This window comes from Streptomyces sp. NPDC049915 (genome assembly GCF_040656475.1).
In the GTDB taxonomy this organism is placed as follows: Bacteria; Actinomycetota; Actinomycetes; order Streptomycetales; family Streptomycetaceae; genus Streptomyces.
This window is the reverse complement of the sequence record NZ_JBFAMH010000007.1, coordinates 293,902-312,621: the sequence shown is the minus strand read 5'-3', so window position 1 is coordinate 312,621 and position 18,720 is coordinate 293,902. Positions and strand designations below refer to the sequence as shown.

The following is an 18,720-nucleotide window of genomic DNA, read 5'->3' as shown; positions in this document are numbered from 1 at the left end:
CCTCGCTCACGGGGGGCGCTCGGGACTGCGGTCGGGAACGCGCCTCAACGCCGGGCGTCCACTGCGACGAAGAGCGCACCGGCCCATGCCGCGTCCCGGTGGGAAACGAGCCGGAAGCCCAGCTGGTCACCATCGCGGCGCAGGGCCGAGCGGAAATCGAACACATCCGAGTCGTAGCCGAGCGTGTTGGCGAAGGCCGGAACCCGCCGGGCCGGTGCCTTACCCGGTTCGCTGATCGTGGAGTTCAGTACGTCGTGCGCGGGATCGGCCGCGTCGCCCAGTGCGACGGGCTTGCGTTTGCCCCCGGTCGAGACGGTGAGCGAGTCGCCCGCGATGCCCCGGTCGCCGTCGTAGGCCACCAGGCCGACTCGTCCGCCCGCCCCGGCCGGCACGCGCGTGCCGCGCAGCCGGATGACCATGGGGTAGCGGAGCGAATCGAAGCCGTCCCAGAGGGACAGGTCCCGCAGCGGCTCCGCCCGGTTCTCGTACGCCACCACCAACGTCCAGCCACCCCACGCCCCGGCGGCCGACCGCCCCATGGCGGTGTTGACCTGGGCCACGGTGTACAGGCCGGAACCGCTGTTGCGGACCAGCTTGGTGACGTCGGCCGAGGCCTGGTAGGCGTCGGCGCCCTGCGCCACCCGGTGCCCCACGACCGTGTCGGCGAGGAGTTCCTTGTACTTGCCGCCGGGCTCGGCGATCAGCACGCGCCCGTTGTCCTTCGGCGGTTTCTGCTCGCCGACGCGCAGGTTGCCGCCCCAGTACAGCCGCGCGTAGGTCACCCGGCCACCGGCGGGGATACGGACCTCGGCGCGGGAGGAGTTGTAGGTGTTGGGGTCCTTGTCGACGTCGACGTAGAACATGTCGAAGTCGCTGTTCACCGCGGTCCGCCCCTCGCGGACCGCCCGGCAGGCGGCCGATTTGGGGACGCGGCAGCTGATGGTGGCGTTGGCCGCGCGGACGAACCCGCCGTGCTGAACCGCGTGGTGGCGCCGTTCGAAGAACAGGCGCGGGGCCTCGTGGGAGGGCGGCGCGACCGGCCTGGCGGCTGCCGTGGCCGGGAGGGCGGCGAGGGCGACGGCGCTCGCCGTCGTACGCAGCAGGGGACCCAGGTACTTGCGCATGACGGGCGGAGCCTTTCGCATATGCGGGAGAGATCCGCAACTCTAATGGTATGTCGGACTATTTCGGCGAAACATAATAAGTGTGTCGAAAATGTGGAAATGGTCCTGTCGTGCCCGCTTCTTCGGGCGCCTGCCGTGTGCACCGTGGACGTCCCGGGCCACTCCCACCGCTCCGCGGAGCGGGCGGCTTTGCGCACCCAGACGGGTCACCCCGGGCCGCCGAGCGGTCGCGGGGTGCCACCCCCGGAGCGAGAAGCCGCTCGCCCAGGCCGGAGGGGGCGGGTTGGCGGCGCCGAGGACCCTCAGCCCTGTCGCCTGCTCGGGCAGGCACTGAAGAAGGGCACGCTGCCCGCCGACCGGGCCACGCGGCTCGGCGACGCGGCGAGGAAGGCCGTCGCCGAGGCCGCGGAGCACCCAGCCGCACTGTCGACGCCGACGGCAGCGCCCGCGCCCGACACGGCGGCCACGCCCACGCGGCCCGCGGTCCCCGCGCGGTCCGGTGACCCCGCCGCACCGGCAGCACCCGCCACGCCCGGCGCGCTCGCCGACCCGTCGTGGCGTCCAGCTCTCCCCTCTCCGCGCCCCCGGCCCTCACGGCGGCCGGTGACGACGGCAAGCAGCCCGCGGTCGGCGACTCGTCGGCGACCTGCTCTCCACGGTGATTCAGGGATCGACAACCTGGTCAGCGCCGTCACCACCGACTTCGGCCAGATGCTCCCCTCGGCCACCGATCCGGTGAACGACCTCGGCGGCCCGATCGGCACGATCCTCGGTGGCCTCCGGCCCACGTCCTCCCTGTCCACCCTGCCCCTGCCGTCACTGCCGACAGGGTGACGCCTCGGGGATCTCATATGTCTTGTGCGGACGAGGGTTTCCGACCTGCCCGACCCTCGTTAGGCACGGCGTCGGACATCACCTGGGTGACGTGAGTCACCGAAGAAAGGAACAAGATGAAGTCCCTCAAGGCTGCCGCCGTCGTCGCCGGTTCCCTGGCCCTCGCCGGTGCCGCCGCGCCCGCGTTCGCCGTCGGCGGCGCCGACCTGGCGCCGTCGAACCTCAACGGCACGCTCCACAAGCTCACCGGCGGTCCCGTCACCACTCAGAACGTGCTGCCGGTCAACGGTCACTCGGTTCAGAACGTGCTGCCGGTCAAGGGTCACTCGGTCGTCCTCGACACCGAGAAGAAGGACTCCGTGCTCGGCGCCCTCAAGGGCGCCGCGACCTCCGTCTCCGAGCGCGGTGGCCTGCTCGGCGGTCTCCCCGTTCGCCACTGACGGCTCCTTCCCCCGGGCCGGTACCGCACCTGCGGGACCGGCCCGCGGTGCGCCCGCGCACGGAGCCCCTCAAGCGTGTGGCGGGGCCGGGGCGGGCCGCTGTGGCGGGGCCGGGCGTTGCGGCGGGGCCGGGGCCGGGCCGGGCGTGAGCGCACGCCGGCGCCCGCGTACCGCGCGTCAGCGGCCAAGGCCCTTGCGGGCAGTGACCCGGCGCGCCGTTCCTCGGTTAACGGTACGGACATGACGGGACCCGGACGAGGAGTGCGCGATGGTTGTCGGTGCCGACGGGATGACGGTGAGCGCGGAGCGGCGGATCACAGTGGGTGCGGGCGGACTGTCGCGCAGAGAAGTGGCGCGGTGGCTGCTGGTCAGTACCGCCGCCGTGGCACCGGTACCGCTCGTCGCCGCCTCGCGTTCGGCGCTGCCGGCCCAGCACCCCGACCGCAACTCCTTCGAGGAGACTTACCGAGGCCGCCGCATCCAGGGCGCCCCGGTACCGGTCGCGGGCGGCGAAACGGCCGAGGGCGACTGGCAGATCACCGTCGACGGCCGCCCGTTGCACCTGATGCGGCGGGCCGATGGCACATGGCTGAGCATGGTCGACCACTACACGTCGTACCGGACGCCACTGGAGGCCACCCGCGCGGCCGTGGACGAGCTGGGTCCCCGCTTGAAGCTGAGCGACCCGGTCCACGCCTCGCCCGGCGGGGAACCGGCCGGGGGACATGCACACATGGGAGGACACCATGCCGTACGTGCGTAAGAACGTCAGCACGCTCACCGCGAGCGAGCGGCGGCGATTCGTGAACGCGCTGCTGGAGCTCAAACGCCGCGGTGAGTACGACGAGTTCGTGCGCATGCACATCGAGTTCTATGCGCCTGATGGCGGGAACGGCCTGCGTACCGCCCACATGGCGCCGTCCTTCCTGCCCTGGCACCGCCGGTTCCTGCTGGAGCTGGAGCGGGCGCTGCGCCGCGTGGACTCGTCGGTGACCGTGCCGTACTGGGACTGGACCCGGAACCGTTCGAAGACCGCCGTGCCCTGGACGGCGGACCTGCTCGGCGGCACCGGACGGAAGCCCGACCACCAGGTGATGACCGGGCCCTTCGCCTACTCGGCGGGCCACTGGACCATCAAGGAGAACACCACCAACGCCAACTTCCTCACCAGGGACCTGGGCCGTCCCGCCGCCCCCATCGAGCTGCCCACCAGTGGCGACGTCAAGGGTGCGCTGGACGACCCCGTCTACGACGTGTGGCCCTGGGACTCGACCGTCACCAAGGGCTTCCGCAACAAGCTGGAAGGCTGGGGATCCGGCAGCGGCAGTGCCTCCTGGCGCAACCACAACCGGGTGCATCGCTGGGTGGGCGGCGCCATGGTCGGCAGCGCGTCCGTCAACGACCCGGTGTTCTGGCTGCATCACGCCTTCGTGGACCTGCTGTGGGACCGCTGGCAGCGCGCCCACCGCGCTCACCGCTACCTGCCCGCCGACCCGCCCGGTGCCGCCGACAAGCAGCACCGGCGGGTCGTGGCCCGCCACGAGCAGCTCCCCCCGTGGAAGGAGACCCCGGACCAGCTGGAGGACCTGAGCCGGATCTACCGGTACGGATGAGACGAACCCGAGGCGTCCGGTGGTATGCGCAGCCGTCCGGCGGCGTCGCTCCCCTCGCCGCCGGCCATGGACACCGGCACAGGCACCGGCGGAGGGACCGGCCATTGCGCATCCGGGGTCTCGTCGAGTTCGAGCACGCCGCCGGGGAACTCCCAGGTGCCGTTGTCGGCGCGGCGAATCGCCAGAAGTCGAACCTCTTCGCGCACCACCACCCCGGCTACGGATACCGAGTGCAGCGGCGCGGACGTTGAAGTACGCGATCCGGCGGCGCATCCTGCGGGTCAACTCCTGCTAAGGGCAGGGAGTCGACGGCCGTCACGAAGACCACGAACGCCGTCGCCAAGGGGTCCCTGCTGAATCCCGAGCAGGCGGCGGCCACCTTCGATTGGATACGGCGCCGGCCGCGGAGCGGTAAAGCGGCTCCACGCCTTCTGCAGTCCCCCGCCCGAGGAAGCGGCGGCCATGCGCGTCGAGGACATGACCCTGCCCGAGCCCGACGCCGACGACCTGCGGCAGCACATCGAGGACGAACAGCTCCAGCCGGGTGATCTGCTCTTCCAGGGTGAGTCCGGTGGCATCCTCGCCGGGTCCGTCATCCGTCGGGCGTGGCGCAGCGCACGTAAGGCCGTAATGCCCCCGCATGTCTGACGAGTCGCCCACCGGGCGCCGCGTGTACGACAACCGCAACACGCGGCTGACGAAGTGGCTCAACGACGGCATCCCGCCCGCCCAGGTCGCTGAGTGGGCCGGGAACAGCGTGCCTGTGCTCCTCGCCACGTACGCCCGATGCGTCGACGGGCAGCTTCCGGACCTCAAGCGGCGGCTCGAAGCCGCGGGCGACCTGCGGAGCTGCCTGGCGCCGGCTGATCGCCTGCCGAACACCTCGACACGTATTCGACCCAGCCACCCGCGAAACCCGGTGACAGCCGGACAGCCCCGGACCCGGCCCTTGATCATCGAGAGGTCGCCCGGGGCTTCGCCGTGCCGCCCCGCACCCACCCTGACCAGCAAAAAGCCCTCCCCAGAGGGAGGGCGGAGACATGCGCCCCCGGCAGGACTCGAACCTGCGGCCAAGCGCTTAGAAGGCGCCTGCTCTATCCACTGAGCTACGGGGGCCTGGTGTGGCCTCGGTCGTGGGGGCGGGCGGGCCGCACCCTGACGTGCCGGGGACAAGGATAGGGCTCCCGGTTCCTTGACCCTGTCGCTTCGCCTCCGTGGCTCGGTGTGGAGGTTCGGTGAAGCGGTCCCGATAATCGCAGGCAGGTGCGAATCGTGCAGCGCTTTTGGCGTCTGGCGGGCCGGGTGTTGTGCACTCGTTATGCCTGCGCTGTGCTCATGTCCCGGTCATCCCTTCCGTCCCTTGTGTTCTATCGGCGCGCAGACATGCCTATATGCTTCAGAATTCCCTCAAAATTGGGCATTCTTCGCATGTGGTGACCTTGGACGTACGGCCTCAGCTGCTCGACGCACTCTCCGCCCTGCGCGACCGTGTCGCCGCCGCACGCTTTCCGCTGCCTCTGGCGGGAGCCCCACGCGCGCGTGCCAACCGCGACGAACTGCTCGCGCAGCTCGACGACTACCTGGTGCCCCGCCTGCGGCAGCCCGACGCCCCGCTGCTGGCCGTCGTGGGCGGATCCACCGGCGCGGGCAAGTCGACGCTCGTCAACTCCCTGGTGGGCAGACGCGTCAGTGAGGCGGGCGTACTGCGGCCGACGACCCGGACACCGGTGCTGGTCTGTCACCCGGAGGACCATCACTGGTTCAGCGGGCCAAGGATCCTGCCCGCCCTCACCCGGGTGTGGGTGCCCCCTCACGATCCCGGCGACGACGAACTTCTCATGACCGGGAACAGCCCCACGCGCGCGCTGCGCATCGAGACCGCCGACACCCTGCCGCCCGGCCTCGCCCTCCTCGACGCCCCCGACGTCGACTCCCTCGTGGCCGACAACCGTGTCCTGGCCGCCGAGCTGATGTGCGCCGCCGACATCTGGATCATGGTGACCACCGCAGCCCGCTACGCCGACGCCGTGCCCTGGCATCTGCTGCGCACCGCCAAGGAGTACGACGCCACCCTGGTGACCGTTCTCGACCGGGTGCCCCATCAGGTCGTCTCCGAGGTCTCCCGGCAGTACGGCGCCCTTTTGACCAAGGCCGGCCTCGGCGAGGTGCCCCGCTTCACCGTGCCGGAACTCCCCGAGTCCGCCTGGGGTGCGGGGCTGCTCCCGGCCAGCGCCGTCGCGTCGCTGCGCACCTGGCTGGTGCACCAGACGCAGGACCCCGGCGCCCGAAGGCACGCCATGGCCCGTACCGTCCACGGCGTCCTCGACTCCCTCAAGTCCCGGATGCCCGAGCTGGCCAGCGCCGCCGCCCAGCAGTACGCCGCCGCCCTGCGGCTGACCGCCGCCGTCGACGGGGCCTACGACAGCGAGCACGCGCGCGTACGGAGCCGGCTCCAGGCCGGTGCCGTCCTCGCCGGTGACGCGCTCAAACGCTGGCGGGCCTTCCCGCTCGACTGCACCGCCGGTGAACTGCTCGACGCGCTCGTGGAGAGCCTCGCCACGCTGCTGCTGTGCGCCGTGACCGCCGCGGACGAGCGCATCGACGAGGCCTGGCGCCGGGAACCGGGCGCGGACGCACCCGGCCTCGCCGAACGCGACGCCGGTCTGGAGAGCGCCGAGCACCGCATCGGACTGGCGGTACGGCGCTGGCGGCGCGAACTGGAGGAGTACGCCGAGGAGGAGGCGCGCGAGCTGGAACGCGGCTCCACGCCCGATCCGGAGGCGCTCGCCGCGCTCGTCGCCACCGCTCTGCTCGGTGGCCGCCGGGCGCGTTCGGCGGGCGAGGGCCTGGCCGAACGGATCGGTGCCCACGGCGCGCTGCGGCTGCGCGACCGGGGCGGGCGGCTGCTCACCGAACACGTGGACCGGGTGCTGCACGCCGAACGCGAACGCCGGCGGGCGCCTTTGTACGTACTCGACGTCCACGCCGAGCCGCAGGCCGAACTCATCGCCGCGCTGTCCCTGCTGCAGAAGGAGAGGTGACCGGTGACAGCCGTCACTGACCAGGACCAAACCGAGCACACCGATCACCTCGGTCATCCGCATCGCATGGATCACATGGATGGCATGGATCGCATCGATCGCCTCGATGACAGCAATCATGCCGATCACGTTGATCGGGTTGATCACATCGATGATGTGGACCAGCTGAATCAACCGGAGCACCCGGATCACTCAGTGGAGAGCGCCGTGGACGACGACGAACGCCGGGGGGAGGACGGGGCAGCCGTCATGGATGCGATGTCGGACCCCACAGGGGACGAGCAGGTGGGGGAAGGGCCGGGTGTCGCCTCGTCGGAGAAAGCTGAGCGGGAGGCCGCTGGTGCTGCGATGACGCGGGGGGACCTGGGGGACGCCCCCTCGTCCGACACCGGCCACGAGGCCGGTCAAGCCTCCTCCGGTGCCGCCGGCGGCTACGCGCGCGTGCCCGGGGGGCGTACGGAGCCCGACAGCACACCCGGCGACCGTACAAAACCCGACCACACGCCCGGCGACCGTACACAACCCGAGCGCCCCGCCGACGACCGTGCGAAGGCCGATTCCGCCTACGACGACCGTGCGAACGCCGAGTCCGCCCCCGACGACCACAGCCAGGCCGGCGCCGCTGCCGCTGCCGCTGCCGATGACGACGCCGCCGGGGTCTGGGACGACGGGCTCATCGCCCGGCGGGTCACCGAGGCCAACGCCGCCGAGTCGGCGGCGGCGCCGTTGGAGCCACGGGCCCCCGGGCCGCTGAGCGTCGCGCCCCTGGCGTACGACGGGCCGTTGCGCTCCCGGCTGGACGCGCTGCGCGAACTCATCGGGCTCTCCCGCGCCCGTCTGGACAGCCGCACCCTCGCCGAGGCCGGCCGTGTCCTGGACGAGGCGTCGGCGCGGCGCCGGCTGTCCGGGCAGCACACCGTCGTAGCGCTCGCGGGTGCGACGGGAAGCGGCAAGTCGCAGTTGTTCAACGCGCTCGCCGGAGTGCCCATCTCGGAGACCGGTGTACGGCGGCCCACCACCGCCGCACCCATCGCGTGCAGTTGGAGCGACGGCGCCGTCGGCCTGATCGAACGGCTCGGCATCCCGCCCCGGCTGCGCCGCCGCCCGCTGCAGAACGCCGACTCCGAGCAGCAGCTGCGCGGGCTCATCCTGGTCGACCTGCCCGACCACGACTCGGCTGCGGTGCAGCACCGCGAGCAGGTGGACCGCATCCTGAAGCTGGTCGACGCCGTCATCTGGGTCGTCGACCCGGAGAAGTACGCCGACGCGATGCTGCACGAGCGCTATCTGCGGCCCATGGCGGGGCACGCGGAGGTGATGTTCGTCGTCCTCAACCAGATCGACCGGCTGCCCGGCGAGGCCACCGACCTGGTGCTGGACGATCTACGGCGGCTGCTCGACGAGGACGGCATCGCGCTCGGCGAGTTCGGCGAACCCGGCGCGAACGTGCTGGCGTTGTCCGCGCTCACCGGTGACGGCGTCGGCGATCTGCGGGAAGCGCTCGCGCAGTTCGTGGCCGAGCGGGGGGCCGCGGCCCGCCGTATCGCCGCCGATCTCGATACGGCCGCGGCCGGGCTGCGGCCGGTGTACGCCACGCGACGGCAGCCCGGGCTGACCGAGGAGGCACGCGAGGAGTTCTCCGCGCGGCTCGCGGACGCGGTGGGCGCCACGGCGGCCGGCGAGGCGGCCGAGCGGGCCTGGCTGCGCAATGCCAACCGGGCCTGCGGGACGCCGTGGCTGCGGCTGTGGCGCTGGTACCAGGACCGTCGCGAACCTCCGACGGGCCGGCTGCCGCTGCGCTCCCAGCCCGACGAGGAGGCCACCGCGCGGCAGCGTGTCGAGCACGCGGTGCGCACCGTGGCCGACCGGGCCTCGGCCGGCCTGCCGGCGCCCTGGGCGCAGGCGGTGCGGGAGGCTGCGGTGCGCGGCGCGCAGGGGTTGCCGGAGGCGCTGGACGAGCTGGTGACGCGGGCCGGGCTGCCCCCGGGGCGGCCGCCGCGTCCCGGCTGGTGGCCGGTGGCGGTGCTGGCGCAGGCGTCTATGACGCTGCTTCAGGTCCTGGGCGGGCTGTGGTTGGTGGGGCAGATCGTCGGGGTGATGGCGCCGAACCTGGGCGTGCCGGTGCTGCTGATGGTGTGCGGGATCGTCGGCGGTCCCTTCATCGAGTGGGGATGCCGTATGGCGGCGCGCGGTCCGGCCCGGCGCTACGGGCTGGAGGCGGAACGGCGGCTCAGAGAGGCGGCCGGCGCGTGCGGACGGGCCCGGGTGCTCGATCCGCTCGCCGCGGAGCTGCTGCGGTACCGGGAGGTGCGGGAGCAGTACGCCCGGGTCTCGGGGGTGGGCGTGTGAGCGGGGCGGTGAGGCCGTGATGCGGGTTGCCGTGGTGGGGACTGGTTCGGTGAGCGGTGGGGACTGGTTCGGTGAGCGGGGGAACCGGTTCGGTGGGCCGTTGGGGGGGCTGGTTCGGTGAGCCGGTGAAGGGGGTGGGTGAGGTGCTGCCGGAAGGCGGTTCACCCGTGCGGGTGGCGGAGTTTTCCACAGCACGGGGGTGATCCACAGCGCTCAGCGGGCCCGGCCCGACGGAGGCAGTCTGGCTGTGCGGCGATCGCAACGGACGCGGTGGCCGCACAGGGCACGGCGACGATCGCGGTTGCCGTGCGCGGCGGCAGAGGGGTTGACCCGGCCGCCGTGGCCAGACGCCGCCGTCGGGACGGGCCCGTCGGCGTATCCGGGAGGGGTTACCGAGATGAACGAGACGATGATCTGCGCGGTCGGCAACGTGGCGACGCAGCCGGTGTTCCGGGAAGTGGCGTCGGGGGCGTCGGCGCGCTTCCGGCTGGCGGTGACCGCGCGCTATCTGGACCGGGAGAAGAACACCTGGATCGACGGGCACACCAACTTCTTCACGGTGTGGGCCAACCGGCAGCTCGCCGTGAACGTGGCGGCGTCGCTGAACGTGGGCGATCCGGTCATCGTGCAGGGCCGGCTGAAGGTCCGTACGGAGGTGAGGGAAGGCCAGCCCAGCTGGACATCCGCCGACGTCGACGCGGTGGCGATCGGCCACGATCTGGCGCGGGGCACCACGGCGTTCAAGCGGGCGAGCCGACCGGAAGGGGCCGCCGCCCCGCCGGACCGCGCCGAGCCCGAGTGGGAGACGCCGAGCCAGGAGCAGCCTCAACGGCAGGCCGTGGCGGCTGCGGTGACGTGACGTCAGGTTCCTGATGTCGGGAAGCGCCCGAGGCGGTATGACTGCGGCTTATCGGCACATGCATGCCGAAGCATCCGGTGGATTTGTCGATAAGCCCAGCTCGCGGGCGATGTCCGCGATAACGATTACGAGTCGGATCACCGGTCCGACAAGATGACGGCGAAAGCCGGTGCGGCAGCCTCCCTAGGATGCGGGAGAGCTCTCGGGGCTCCCGATTCTGCTGGTGGGACCGCATACCCCCCACATCAACGGGTCCTGCGCGAAGGGGAATTGCTGTGTTTTGTTCGTTCGCCGCGCTCACGGCGCGGTCCGTGCGCGGGCGAGGAACGAGCCGGCTCGCCGCCGCCGCACTGGTGTCCGGGCTCTTTACGGCGGGCGCGCTGACCGGGGCCGCACCGGCCTCGGCCGCCGAGACCCCGCAGAGCCCGGCCGGGGCGAGCGCGACCATGGGCGGCCTGAAGACCTTCGGTGCCGCGGTCGTCCACGACGGCGGCACCGACCAGCAGATGTCGGCGGGCCTGTTCGAGATGTCCGTCGACGGCGGCGGCACCCTGCAGACGTACTGCGTCGACCTGTACAACCCCACCCAGCGGGACGCCAAGTACCACGAGACGCCGTGGAAGGGCACCTCCCTCGGCGCGAACAAGAACGCGGGCCGCATCCGCTGGATCCTGCAGCACTCCTACCCGCAGGTGAACGACCTGGCGGCGCTGGCCGAGAAGGCCGGCATCCACGGCGGTCTGACCGAGCAGGACGCGGCGGCCGGCACCCAGGTGGCCATCTGGCGCTACTCCGACGGCGCGCGGGTCGACGCGGTGGACCCGCAGGCCGAGCAGCTCGCCGACCACCTCTTCAAGAGCGCCCGCGACCTGCCCGAACCGGCGGCCTCGCTGACCCTGGACCCGCCGGCGGTCTCCGGCCACCCGGGTGAGTTGCTCGGCCCGGTGACCGTGCACACCGACGCCACCGGTGCGGTCGTTTCACCCCCGGCCGACGCGGCGCTGAGCGGGGTGCGGATCGTCGGCAAGGACGGCAAGCCGATGACCGCCGCGCCCGACGGCGCGAAGCTCTTCTTCGCGGTACCCAAGGACGCCGAGGCCGGCACTGCCCAGCTGACCGTGCAGGCCTCCACCACCGTGCCGGTGGGCAGGGCCTTCACCTCCGACAGCCGCAGCCAGACGCAGATCCTCGCCGGGTCCAGCGAGTCCACCGTCTCGGCGAGCGCGAGCGCCACCTGGGCCGTGCAGGGGCCGATACCGGCGCTGTCGGCGAAGGAGGACTGCGTCAAGGGCGGGGTGGACATCACCGCCGTGAACCGTGGCGACCAGCCGTTCACCTTCCAGCTGACGGGCGCCACGTACACCGTCCCGGCCGGGGCTCCGCGCACGGTGACGATGCCGCTGCAGGAGGACCAGCCCTACGACGTCACCATCACCGGTCCCGCAGGCCTCAGGCAGCGCTTCACCGGCGTGCTGGACTGCAGAACCCGGGGCAACGCCCCGGCTCTGACGACGCAGACCGTCGCGGAGCCGAGCCCTGCCACGGTCGGCGGTTCCACCGGTGCCACCGTGCCCACCAACCTCGCCGACACCGGCGGCAGCGCCCTCACCCCGCTGATCGCGGGCTCGGCCATCGGTCTGGTGGTGATCGGCGGCGGGGTCCTGGTGCTGCTCCGACGCCGGGAAGCCGAGCGTGGCTGATCACTGGGTGAGGCTGGAACTGGACGTCACCGCGTTCGACGCCGGCCGCTTCGAGCCGTACCTCGACCGGTGCGCGGCCCAGGGCATCCGCCTCACCACGCTCGCCGAGCTGTGGGACACCCCGGAACACCGACGGGCACTGTACGAGCTGAACAGGGAGTGCTCGGCCGACATCCCGGGGCGGGGCGCGTTCTACAGCTACGACGAGTACGTGGAACAGCGCCTAGCCGTCCCGGAGTACGACCCGCGGGGCGTGGTGATCGCACTGGACGGCGACACCTGGGTCGGCATGGCGGCGACATCCCGCCACTACGACTTCGTCTTCAACGAGATGACCGGCGTCCGAGCCGGCTACCGGGGCCGCGGCATCTCGATCGCCATGAAGACGTTCGGCATGGACTTCGCCCGACGCTGCGGCGTCACGCGGGTCCGCACCGTCCATCACCCGAAGAACACCACGGCCATCGCCATGAACCGCACGCTGGGCTTCGTCGAGGCGGAGTGAGAGCACTGGGGTACCGACCTGAGAGTTGTCCCGTAAGTGATCTTCGGGTCGCTTGAGACGCAGTCGCGCACTGCGTGGCTTGCTCGCTCATCCGGTGAGCGTCGTACGCCGCATCGAAGAACGGCGCCGAGCTGACGCGGGCACCTCGCTCACCTGTCGGCACGGGCTATACGCAATATCCTGAGGACATGGCCAGTGGTGAGTATGTCTGTCCCGTTTGCGGCCACCTCGTCGAGCAGGTCGTGCGCCGGCACAAGACCCTGGGCGTGTTCGTGCCCCTGTGGCGTCCCGGCCCGTGCAAGAACCCCGAGTGCCAGGGGTACGAGGCGGAAGAAACCGAGTCGGAGCCCGTCCTCACGACGGAGAGCGGACCGGCGGTCGGCAGGGCCAAGCAGCGGGACTTCTGACGCTCTTCCCGTGAGCCTGAAAAAACTTCCGCGAGCGTGTAGAGAAGCGCGGGCCGGCTCCGACGTCCCCTGTGAGAGCCGCCCACCACGGGCGGCCCGAGCCGAAGGAGCGGACTCATGAAGTACCTGGTGATGGTGCAGGGCACGCAGGCGGACTACGAGGCCCAGGCGGGCAAGCCCGCCGCCGGTCTCCCGGCCTGGAGCGACAAGGACATGCAGGCGATGTTCCAGCACATGGGGGCGATCAACAACGACCTCGCCGAGACAGGCGAGTTCATCGATGCCCAGGGGCTGGCCGAGCCTGCCAGGACCCGCCTCGTCAGCGCCGGCGCGGACGGCAAGCCCGTGATCACCGACGGGCCGTACGGCGAGACCAAGGAAGTGATCGCCGGTTACTGGCTCCTGGAGTGCGAGAGCCTGGAGCGGGTCACGGAGATCGCCGCGCGGGTCACCCAGTGCCCCGTTCCCGAGGGCGCGAACACGTACCCCGTCGTCATCCGGCCGCTCGGCGAAGTGTGAGCAGGGGAGACGTTTGAGACGTACGAGCGAGGTCGAGGACCTGCTGCGCCTGCACGCGCCGCAGGTCCTGGGCGCGCTCGTACGCCGGTACGGGCACTTCGACGCCGCCGAGGACGCCGTACAGGAGGCGCTGCTGGCAGCGGCCGGGCAGTGGCCCGAGTCGGGGGTTCCGGACAATCCGCGGGGCTGGCTGATCAGGGTCGCCTCGCGGCGGCTCACGGACGCGCTGCGCAGTGATCAGGCGCGGCGGCTGCGTGAGGAGAAGGCGGCGGCGCTCACACCGCGCGACGCCTTCACCGCGCCGCCGCCCGGGCCCGATCGTGCGCCCTCCGAGGACGACACGCTGACCCTGCTCTTCCTCTGCTGCCACCCGGATCTGCCCCCGCCCGCCCAGATCGCGCTGACGCTGCGGGCCGTCGGCGGTCTGACGACGGCCGAGATCGCCCGCGCGTATCTGGTGCCGGAGGCGACGATGGCCCAGCGGATCAGCCGGGCCAAGCAGCGGGTGAAGGGCACGCGTTTCGGCCGCCCCGATCACTGGGAGGAGCGGCTGCCCGCCGTCCTCCACACGCTCTACCTGATCTTCAACGAGGGCTACACGGCCACCTCCGGAGCCTCCCTCCGGCGGGCCGAACTCGCGGGCGAGGCCATCCGGCTGGCCCGTAAGGTGCACCGCCTGCTGCCCGGCGACTGTGAGGTCACCGGCCTGCTCGCCCTGATGCTCCTCACCGACGCCCGCCGCGCCGCGCGGACCGGGGCGGGCGGCGAACTGATCCCCCTCGACGAGCAGGACCGCGGGCTGTGGGACAAGGCGGCGATCGAGGAGGGCGTGGCCCTGGTGACCTGGGCTCTGTCCCAACGCCGCCCCGGCCCCTACCAACTGAGGGCCGCGATCGCCGCCGTCCACGACGAGGCGGACTCGCCCGACAGCACCGACTGGCCCGAGATCCTCGGCCTCTACGACGTCCTCGTCCACCTTGTCCCCAGCCCTGTCGAACGCCTCAACCGTGCCGTGGCCGTCGCCATGGTCCATGGAGCGAAGGCTGGTCTGGCCGAACTGGATGCGCTTGCATCGGAGTTGACCACAGGCCACCGCCTGGACTCGGTCCGCGCCCATCTCCTGGAACGCGCCGGCGACCCCGAGGCCGCCCGAGCCGCCTACGAGTCAGCCGCCGCCAAGACCCTGAGCCTCCCCGAACAGCGCTACCTCCGGGCCCGGGCGGCCCGCCTAGGCGACATCACTTGACGTGTCGCTCATGTGCGAGCTGGCGCACATCACGTAACGCTCCCTCTGGGACGCGGCCAGTGAGACCGGCACGTACGAGATGTCGACGCGTGGCCGCACTCTCCAGGAGGAGGGCTTCATCCACTGCTCCACCCGCGCCCAGCTCCCGCGCGCGGCGGCCTTCCCGTACGGCTCGTACGAGGACCCGGATGACCTCGTGGTCCTGGTCATCGACCCGGAACGGCTCGGCGTGACGTTGAGGTACGAGGCCCGGAGCCGGGCGGCGAGGAGTTTCCGCACGTCTACGGGCCGATACCTAGCGCCCGGGCGGCGAGCATCCGCGGACCGCTCCTGCGACGGCGAGTGCGGGACAACTCTTAGGACGTCGACATTCTTAGATCGGACGTGTGGTGTTCCAGCGCTACTGATTCGAAGGCTGTGGATGAAGTCGATCTCCCGGGTCGTTCACGGCCAGGGTAGTGGCCATCTTGTCCCACAACTCCTGTCGATTCTGATCCCAAAGGAGCCAGAAGTATGGGATCAGGAGGGTGAAGCTGGCAAGGATCCCAATGAGCGTCTTCGTAATCAGTTCGAGCAGGTCCACATACTGCCCGACGCGCCAGAAGCTTACGGGGCCATGATCACTCGCCCCAAAGCGGCTCCAGCCCAAAGCCGCTCCGCCGACCTTTCCTTGAGGTCCAGCCGGACGCGACAAGCCCTTTCAGTGGGAAACACTCATTCTTTATGATCACATATCAGCCAACAAGAGGGCAGGCTGACTCATTCCAGTCGATCACGCGGTGTGTCGCTCAAGCATTAACCGCACCTATCGATCGAGTTGAACCCCTAACCGCTGACATATAAAGCTTTCAAACCGTGAGCTCGTACCACATTACTCATTGTGACTTTATGAACGATTTACTTGTGATCGGAAACCTGGCAGGCTTGTGATCGTCTAGCTTTGCGGCAAGCGAAGTTCTCCGAAACAAAAAGGGATCCCACTTCATGTGGGTTGGCAACTGAGCATCGCAACGGCCGCCCCGGCCACCGGCCCCATGAACGAAACGGCCAACCTCTACTGCAACGGTAGGAGCGTCGCGCACGACAATCATCCGGCGGTCAGTCCGCGATATTTTGTCCATGCGTCGGCTTCGCTGGGCAGTGGCGCCACGCGCTGCAACTGGGATCTGAAGATTCACGAGACGTTCCCCATCGCCCGGGGGACCCGGACCATTGACCTCGACTTCCCCTTCATTGTGACCTTGATCTAGCCTCAAGATTCCACCCTCTCTGATACTGCTACGATCTGAGGATGACAGAGGCAATCGTGCGAGTGTGGCACGAAGAAGAAGGCTGGGGAATCCTTGATTCCAAGGAAACTCCAGGTGGCTGCTGGACTCACTTCTCCGTAATTGAAATGCCTGGCTTCCGGTCGCTCGAAGGCGGGCAGAAGGTAACCCTCGAATGGGAAAGCGGGGAGCAGGACGGCTTTCAATTTCGAGCCATTCGAGTCCTGCCGGAAAATTCTAAGTCTACGAGTTGAATTCCCGTAGTGTCTTTGTGGGCGCGTCGCTTCGAAGAGGTGACGCCACCATCCCGCTCGCAGGGCTGTGGCAGGGCTGTGGCAGGGCTTCGGTTAGGGCGAGCGTGTTATCTCCAAGGGGCCATGCGGTGCAAGGCGAACGGCTCCACTCTCTGCCCGCGGCTAGGTATCGCCGGCCAAGCATGAGCTCGGTTGTGGCGCCAACAGCATTCCAACTGACGGCAGCGCTGACGGCAACAGCCGCGGACGGCAGCGGCACCCGACCGCCTGGACGGTGGCGGCACTGGTTGATCAAAAGCGCCCCGCCAGGGCGTGCCCTCATCTTCCAAGAGGCGGGCCACGGTGTGGTGACGCGTAAGCGCCCGTGCCAGATCGTGCGGGTACCCACGGGGAATGATGGACACAGCAGCGCCGGCCAGCGGGGGCCGTGGCTTCCACCGCAGATCAGCAAGGCATCCGGTACGGGAGCACCCGAGCTTCCCATCTGAGGGCTTTGCTTGGCGCTTCACGTCGGGCCGGCGGGGCTTGCTCCCGTCGACGGCACTACACCGTGGCTGAGGCCGGTGGAGGTGCAGCGAGGCATACGCACGCCTGGTCGGTCGGCGCACCCGCCGTCGTGGCTGACTGTCGGCGGCCGAGGTTCAGGCATCCCGCATCGATGGTGTCTGCCGTGGGACGAGTCTCTGCGGTGGTCATCTCTGGGCCGTCCCTGGGCCGTGCGAGGGCGCCCGAGGTCGACCAAGGGCGACCGACAGTGACAGGCGAGCCGAGGGCGGCCTCAAGGAAACCCCAGGTCACAGCCCGCCGACCCAACGCGTTTCCCCCCAAGGGTGGCGGTCAGGCAAGATGGGGTGTATCTGCCCACTGCCAGATTCAAGCTGCCGGACGGTTTCTCTTGGCTGAGTACATCTACACCATGCGCAAGGCGCGCAAGGCGCACGGCGACAAGGTGATCCTTGACGACGTCTCCCTGAACTTCCTGCCTGGCGCAAAGATCGGTGTTGTCGGCCCGAACGGTGCCGGTAAGTCCACGATCCTGAAGATCATGGCGGGGCTGGAACAGCCGTCGAACGGCGACGCCTTCCTCGCGCCCGGCTTCACCGTCGGCATCCTGCTGCAGGAGCCCCCGCTGACGGAAGACAAGACCGTCATGGAGAACGTCCAGGAGGGTGTCGCCGAGATCAAGGGCAAGCTCGACCGGTTCAACGAGATCGCCGAGCTGATGGCGACCGACTACTCGGACGCGCTCCTGGAGGAGATGGGCAAGCTCCAGGAGGAGCTGGACCACGCCGAGGCCTGGGACCTGGACGCCCAGCTCGAGCAGGCCATGGACGCCCTGGGCTGCCCGCCCGGCGACTGGCCCGTGACCAACCTCTCCGGTGGTGAGCGCCGCCGCGTCGCGCTGTGCAAGCTGCTGCTGCAGCAGCCCGACCTGCTGCTGCTCGACGAGCCCACCAACCACCTCGACGCCGAGTCGGTGAACTGGCTGGAGCAGCACCTCGCCAAGTACCCCGGCACCGTCGTGGCCGTCACCCACGACCGGTACTTCCTGGACAACGTCGCCGGCTGGATCTGCGAGGTCGACCGCGGCCGCCTGCACGGCTACGAGGGCAACTACTCGAAGTACCTGGAGACCAAGCAGACCCGTCTCAAGGTCGAGGGGCAGAAGGACGCCAAGCGCGCCAAGCGCCTCAAGGAAGAGCTCGAGTGGGTCCGCTCCAACGCCAAGGGACGCCAGGCCAAGTCCAAGGCCCGTCTCGCGCGGTACGAGGAGATGGCCGCCGAGGCGGAGAAGATGCGGAAGCTGGACTTCGAGGAGATCCAGATCCCGCCGGGCCCCCGCCTGGGCAACGTCGTCGTCGAGGTCGACCAGCTCAACAAGGCCTTCGGTGAGAAGGTCCTCGTCGACAACCTGTCGTTCACGCTGCCGCGCAACGGCATCGTCGGCGTGATCGGCCCGAACGGCGCCGGCAAGACCACGCTGTTCAAGATGATCCAGGGCCTGGAGGAGCCTGACTCCGGCACCATCAAGGTCGGCGAGACCGTCCAGATCTCCTACGTCGACCAGAGCCGCGAGAACATCGACCCGAAGAAGACCCTGTGGGAGGTCGTCTCCGACGGCCTGGACTACATCAACGTCGGCCAGGTCGAGATGCCGAGCCGGGCGTACGTGTCCGCGTTCGGCTTCAAGGGCCCGGACCAGCAGAAGCCGGCCGGTGTGCTCTCCGGCGGTGAGCGCAACCGCCTGAACCTCGCGCTCACCCTCAAGCAGGGCGGCAACCTGCTGCTCCTCGACGAGCCCACCAACGACCTGGACGTCGAGACCCTGTCCAGCCTGGAGAACGCGCTGCTCGAGTTCCCCGGCTGCGCCGTCGTCGTCTCCCACGACCGGTGGTTCCTGGACCGCGTCGCCACGCACATCCTCGCCTACGAGGGTGACTCCAAGTGGTTCTGGTTCGAGGGCAACTTCGAGTCGTACGAGAAGAACAAGATCGAGCGACTCGGTGCCGACGCCGCGCGTCCGCACCGCGCCACCTACAAGAAGCTGACCCGGGGCTGAT

16 protein-coding genes, 1 tRNA gene and 2 pseudogenes are annotated in these 18,720 nt (G+C 70.1%); 16 read left to right on the top strand and 3 right to left on the bottom strand.

Annotated features, from left to right (window positions below; translation table 11 throughout):
• Positions 1 to 44: 44 nt before the first annotated feature.
• Positions 45 to 1,124: a DUF3344 domain-containing protein gene (locus AB0J12_RS15705; RefSeq protein WP_363264830.1), complete on the bottom strand. Its 1,080-nt coding sequence runs from the start codon at positions 1,122 to 1,124 to the stop codon at positions 45 to 47.
• A gap of 950 nt (positions 1,125 to 2,074) precedes the next feature.
• On the opposite strand from AB0J12_RS15705, the gene AB0J12_RS15700 reads away from it, so the two are divergent.
• The 3 genes from AB0J12_RS15700 to AB0J12_RS15690 all read left to right on the top strand — a co-directional run bounded on the left by AB0J12_RS15700 (position 2,075) and on the right by AB0J12_RS15690 (position 4,011).
• The gene (locus AB0J12_RS15700) at positions 2,075 to 2,398 is read left to right on the top strand and encodes a hypothetical protein (RefSeq protein ID WP_363264829.1); all 324 of its coding nucleotides are present in this window, start codon (positions 2,075 to 2,077) and stop codon (positions 2,396 to 2,398) included.
• Between the two features lie 268 nt (positions 2,399 to 2,666).
• Positions 2,667 to 3,161, top strand: a complete 495-nt coding sequence (locus AB0J12_RS15695) for a tyrosinase cofactor (RefSeq protein WP_363264828.1) — start codon at positions 2,667 to 2,669, stop codon at positions 3,159 to 3,161.
• On the top strand, positions 3,145 to 4,011 hold the full coding sequence (locus tag AB0J12_RS15690) for a tyrosinase family protein (RefSeq protein ID WP_363264827.1): 867 nt from the start codon (positions 3,145 to 3,147) through the stop codon (positions 4,009 to 4,011). The genes AB0J12_RS15695 and AB0J12_RS15690 overlap by 17 nt, the downstream gene beginning before the upstream one ends.
• Positions 4,012 to 4,118: 107 nt before the next feature.
• On the opposite strand, the pseudogene AB0J12_RS15685 reads toward AB0J12_RS15690, so the two are convergent.
• Positions 4,119 to 4,247 (bottom strand): annotated as a pseudogene (locus AB0J12_RS15685) (NUDIX domain-containing protein); the annotation flags it as partial.
• 226 nt (positions 4,248 to 4,473) lie between these two features.
• On the opposite strand from AB0J12_RS15685, the gene AB0J12_RS15680 reads away from it, so the two are divergent.
• On the top strand, positions 4,474 to 4,659 hold the full coding sequence (locus AB0J12_RS15680) for a hypothetical protein (protein ID WP_363264826.1): 186 nt from the start codon (positions 4,474 to 4,476) through the stop codon (positions 4,657 to 4,659).
• Between the two features lie 395 nt (positions 4,660 to 5,054).
• Here the strand turns inward: AB0J12_RS15680 and AB0J12_RS15675 are convergent.
• Positions 5,055 to 5,127: transfer RNA gene (locus tag AB0J12_RS15675), tRNA-Arg, on the bottom strand.
• Positions 5,128 to 5,441: 314 nt separating this feature from the next.
• On the opposite strand from AB0J12_RS15675, the gene AB0J12_RS15670 reads away from it, so the two are divergent.
• The 12 genes and pseudogenes from AB0J12_RS15670 to ettA all read left to right on the top strand — a co-directional run bounded on the left by AB0J12_RS15670 (position 5,442) and on the right by ettA (position 18,719).
• Positions 5,442 to 7,052, top strand: a complete 1,611-nt coding sequence (locus tag AB0J12_RS15670; protein ID WP_363264825.1) for an ATP-binding protein — start codon at positions 5,442 to 5,444, stop codon at positions 7,050 to 7,052.
• A gap of 3 nt (positions 7,053 to 7,055) precedes the next feature.
• Positions 7,056 to 9,401 carry a YfjP family GTPase gene (locus tag AB0J12_RS15665; protein WP_363264824.1) on the top strand — a complete coding sequence of 782 codons (2,346 nt, stop codon included), beginning with the start codon at positions 7,056 to 7,058 and terminating at the stop codon, positions 9,399 to 9,401.
• 397 nt (positions 9,402 to 9,798) lie between these two features.
• Entirely contained in the window at positions 9,799 to 10,260 is a 462-nt protein-coding gene (locus AB0J12_RS15660) for a single-stranded DNA-binding protein (protein WP_363264823.1), read from the top strand.
• 311 nt (positions 10,261 to 10,571) lie between these two features.
• Positions 10,572 to 11,960, top strand: coding sequence for a TQXA domain-containing protein (locus AB0J12_RS15655; RefSeq protein WP_363264822.1), 1,389 nt, complete (start codon positions 10,572 to 10,574; stop codon positions 11,958 to 11,960).
• Positions 11,953 to 12,465 (top strand): GNAT family N-acetyltransferase, encoded by a 513-nt coding sequence (locus tag AB0J12_RS15650; protein WP_363264821.1) that lies wholly within the window; start codon positions 11,953 to 11,955, stop codon positions 12,463 to 12,465. The genes AB0J12_RS15655 and AB0J12_RS15650 overlap by 8 nt, the downstream gene beginning before the upstream one ends.
• A 188-nt stretch (positions 12,466 to 12,653) precedes the next feature.
• On the top strand, positions 12,654 to 12,872 hold the full coding sequence (locus AB0J12_RS15645; protein WP_363264820.1) for a hypothetical protein: 219 nt from the start codon (positions 12,654 to 12,656) through the stop codon (positions 12,870 to 12,872).
• Between the two features lie 117 nt (positions 12,873 to 12,989).
• The gene (locus AB0J12_RS15640) at positions 12,990 to 13,391 is read left to right on the top strand and encodes a YciI family protein (protein ID WP_225630957.1); all 402 of its coding nucleotides are present in this window, start codon (positions 12,990 to 12,992) and stop codon (positions 13,389 to 13,391) included.
• A gap of 13 nt (positions 13,392 to 13,404) precedes the next feature.
• The gene (locus AB0J12_RS15635) at positions 13,405 to 14,637 is read left to right on the top strand and encodes a sigma-70 family RNA polymerase sigma factor (RefSeq protein WP_363264819.1); all 1,233 of its coding nucleotides are present in this window, start codon (positions 13,405 to 13,407) and stop codon (positions 14,635 to 14,637) included.
• A 10-nt stretch (positions 14,638 to 14,647) separates the two neighbouring features.
• Positions 14,648 to 14,997, top strand: a pseudogene (locus AB0J12_RS15630) (DUF952 domain-containing protein).
• 626 nt (positions 14,998 to 15,623) lie between these two features.
• On the top strand, positions 15,624 to 15,887 hold the full coding sequence (locus AB0J12_RS15625; RefSeq protein WP_363264818.1) for a hypothetical protein: 264 nt from the start codon (positions 15,624 to 15,626) through the stop codon (positions 15,885 to 15,887).
• A gap of 41 nt (positions 15,888 to 15,928) precedes the next feature.
• Positions 15,929 to 16,159 (top strand): cold shock domain-containing protein, encoded by a 231-nt coding sequence (locus AB0J12_RS15620; RefSeq protein ID WP_363264817.1) that lies wholly within the window; start codon positions 15,929 to 15,931, stop codon positions 16,157 to 16,159.
• Positions 16,160 to 17,054: 895 nt separating this feature from the next.
• The gene (gene ettA / locus AB0J12_RS15615) at positions 17,055 to 18,719 is read left to right on the top strand and encodes an energy-dependent translational throttle protein EttA (RefSeq protein WP_363264816.1); all 1,665 of its coding nucleotides are present in this window, start codon (positions 17,055 to 17,057) and stop codon (positions 18,717 to 18,719) included.
• The last annotated feature ends 1 nt before the right edge of the window (position 18,720 follow it).

Bases quoted from the DNA above. Each gene is read 5' to 3' on its own strand.
- AB0J12_RS15680 (WP_363264826.1), top strand. From the start codon at position 4,474: ATGCGCGTCGAGGACATGACCCTGCCCGAGCCCGACGCCGACGACCTG.
- AB0J12_RS15690 (WP_363264827.1), top strand. From the start codon at position 3,145: ATGCCGTACGTGCGTAAGAACGTCAGCACGCTCACCGCGAGCGAGCGG.
- AB0J12_RS15660 (WP_363264823.1), top strand. From the start codon at position 9,799: ATGAACGAGACGATGATCTGCGCGGTCGGCAACGTGGCGACGCAGCCG.
- AB0J12_RS15620 (WP_363264817.1), top strand. From the start codon at position 15,929: ATGACAGAGGCAATCGTGCGAGTGTGGCACGAAGAAGAAGGCTGGGGA.
- AB0J12_RS15645 (WP_363264820.1), top strand. From the start codon at position 12,654: ATGGCCAGTGGTGAGTATGTCTGTCCCGTTTGCGGCCACCTCGTCGAG.
- AB0J12_RS15705 (WP_363264830.1), bottom strand. From the start codon at position 1,124: ATGCGCAAGTACCTGGGTCCCCTGCTGCGTACGACGGCGAGCGCCGTC.
- AB0J12_RS15695 (WP_363264828.1), top strand. From the start codon at position 2,667: ATGGTTGTCGGTGCCGACGGGATGACGGTGAGCGCGGAGCGGCGGATC.
- AB0J12_RS15700 (WP_363264829.1), top strand. From the start codon at position 2,075: ATGAAGTCCCTCAAGGCTGCCGCCGTCGTCGCCGGTTCCCTGGCCCTC.
- AB0J12_RS15640 (WP_225630957.1), top strand. From the start codon at position 12,990: ATGAAGTACCTGGTGATGGTGCAGGGCACGCAGGCGGACTACGAGGCC.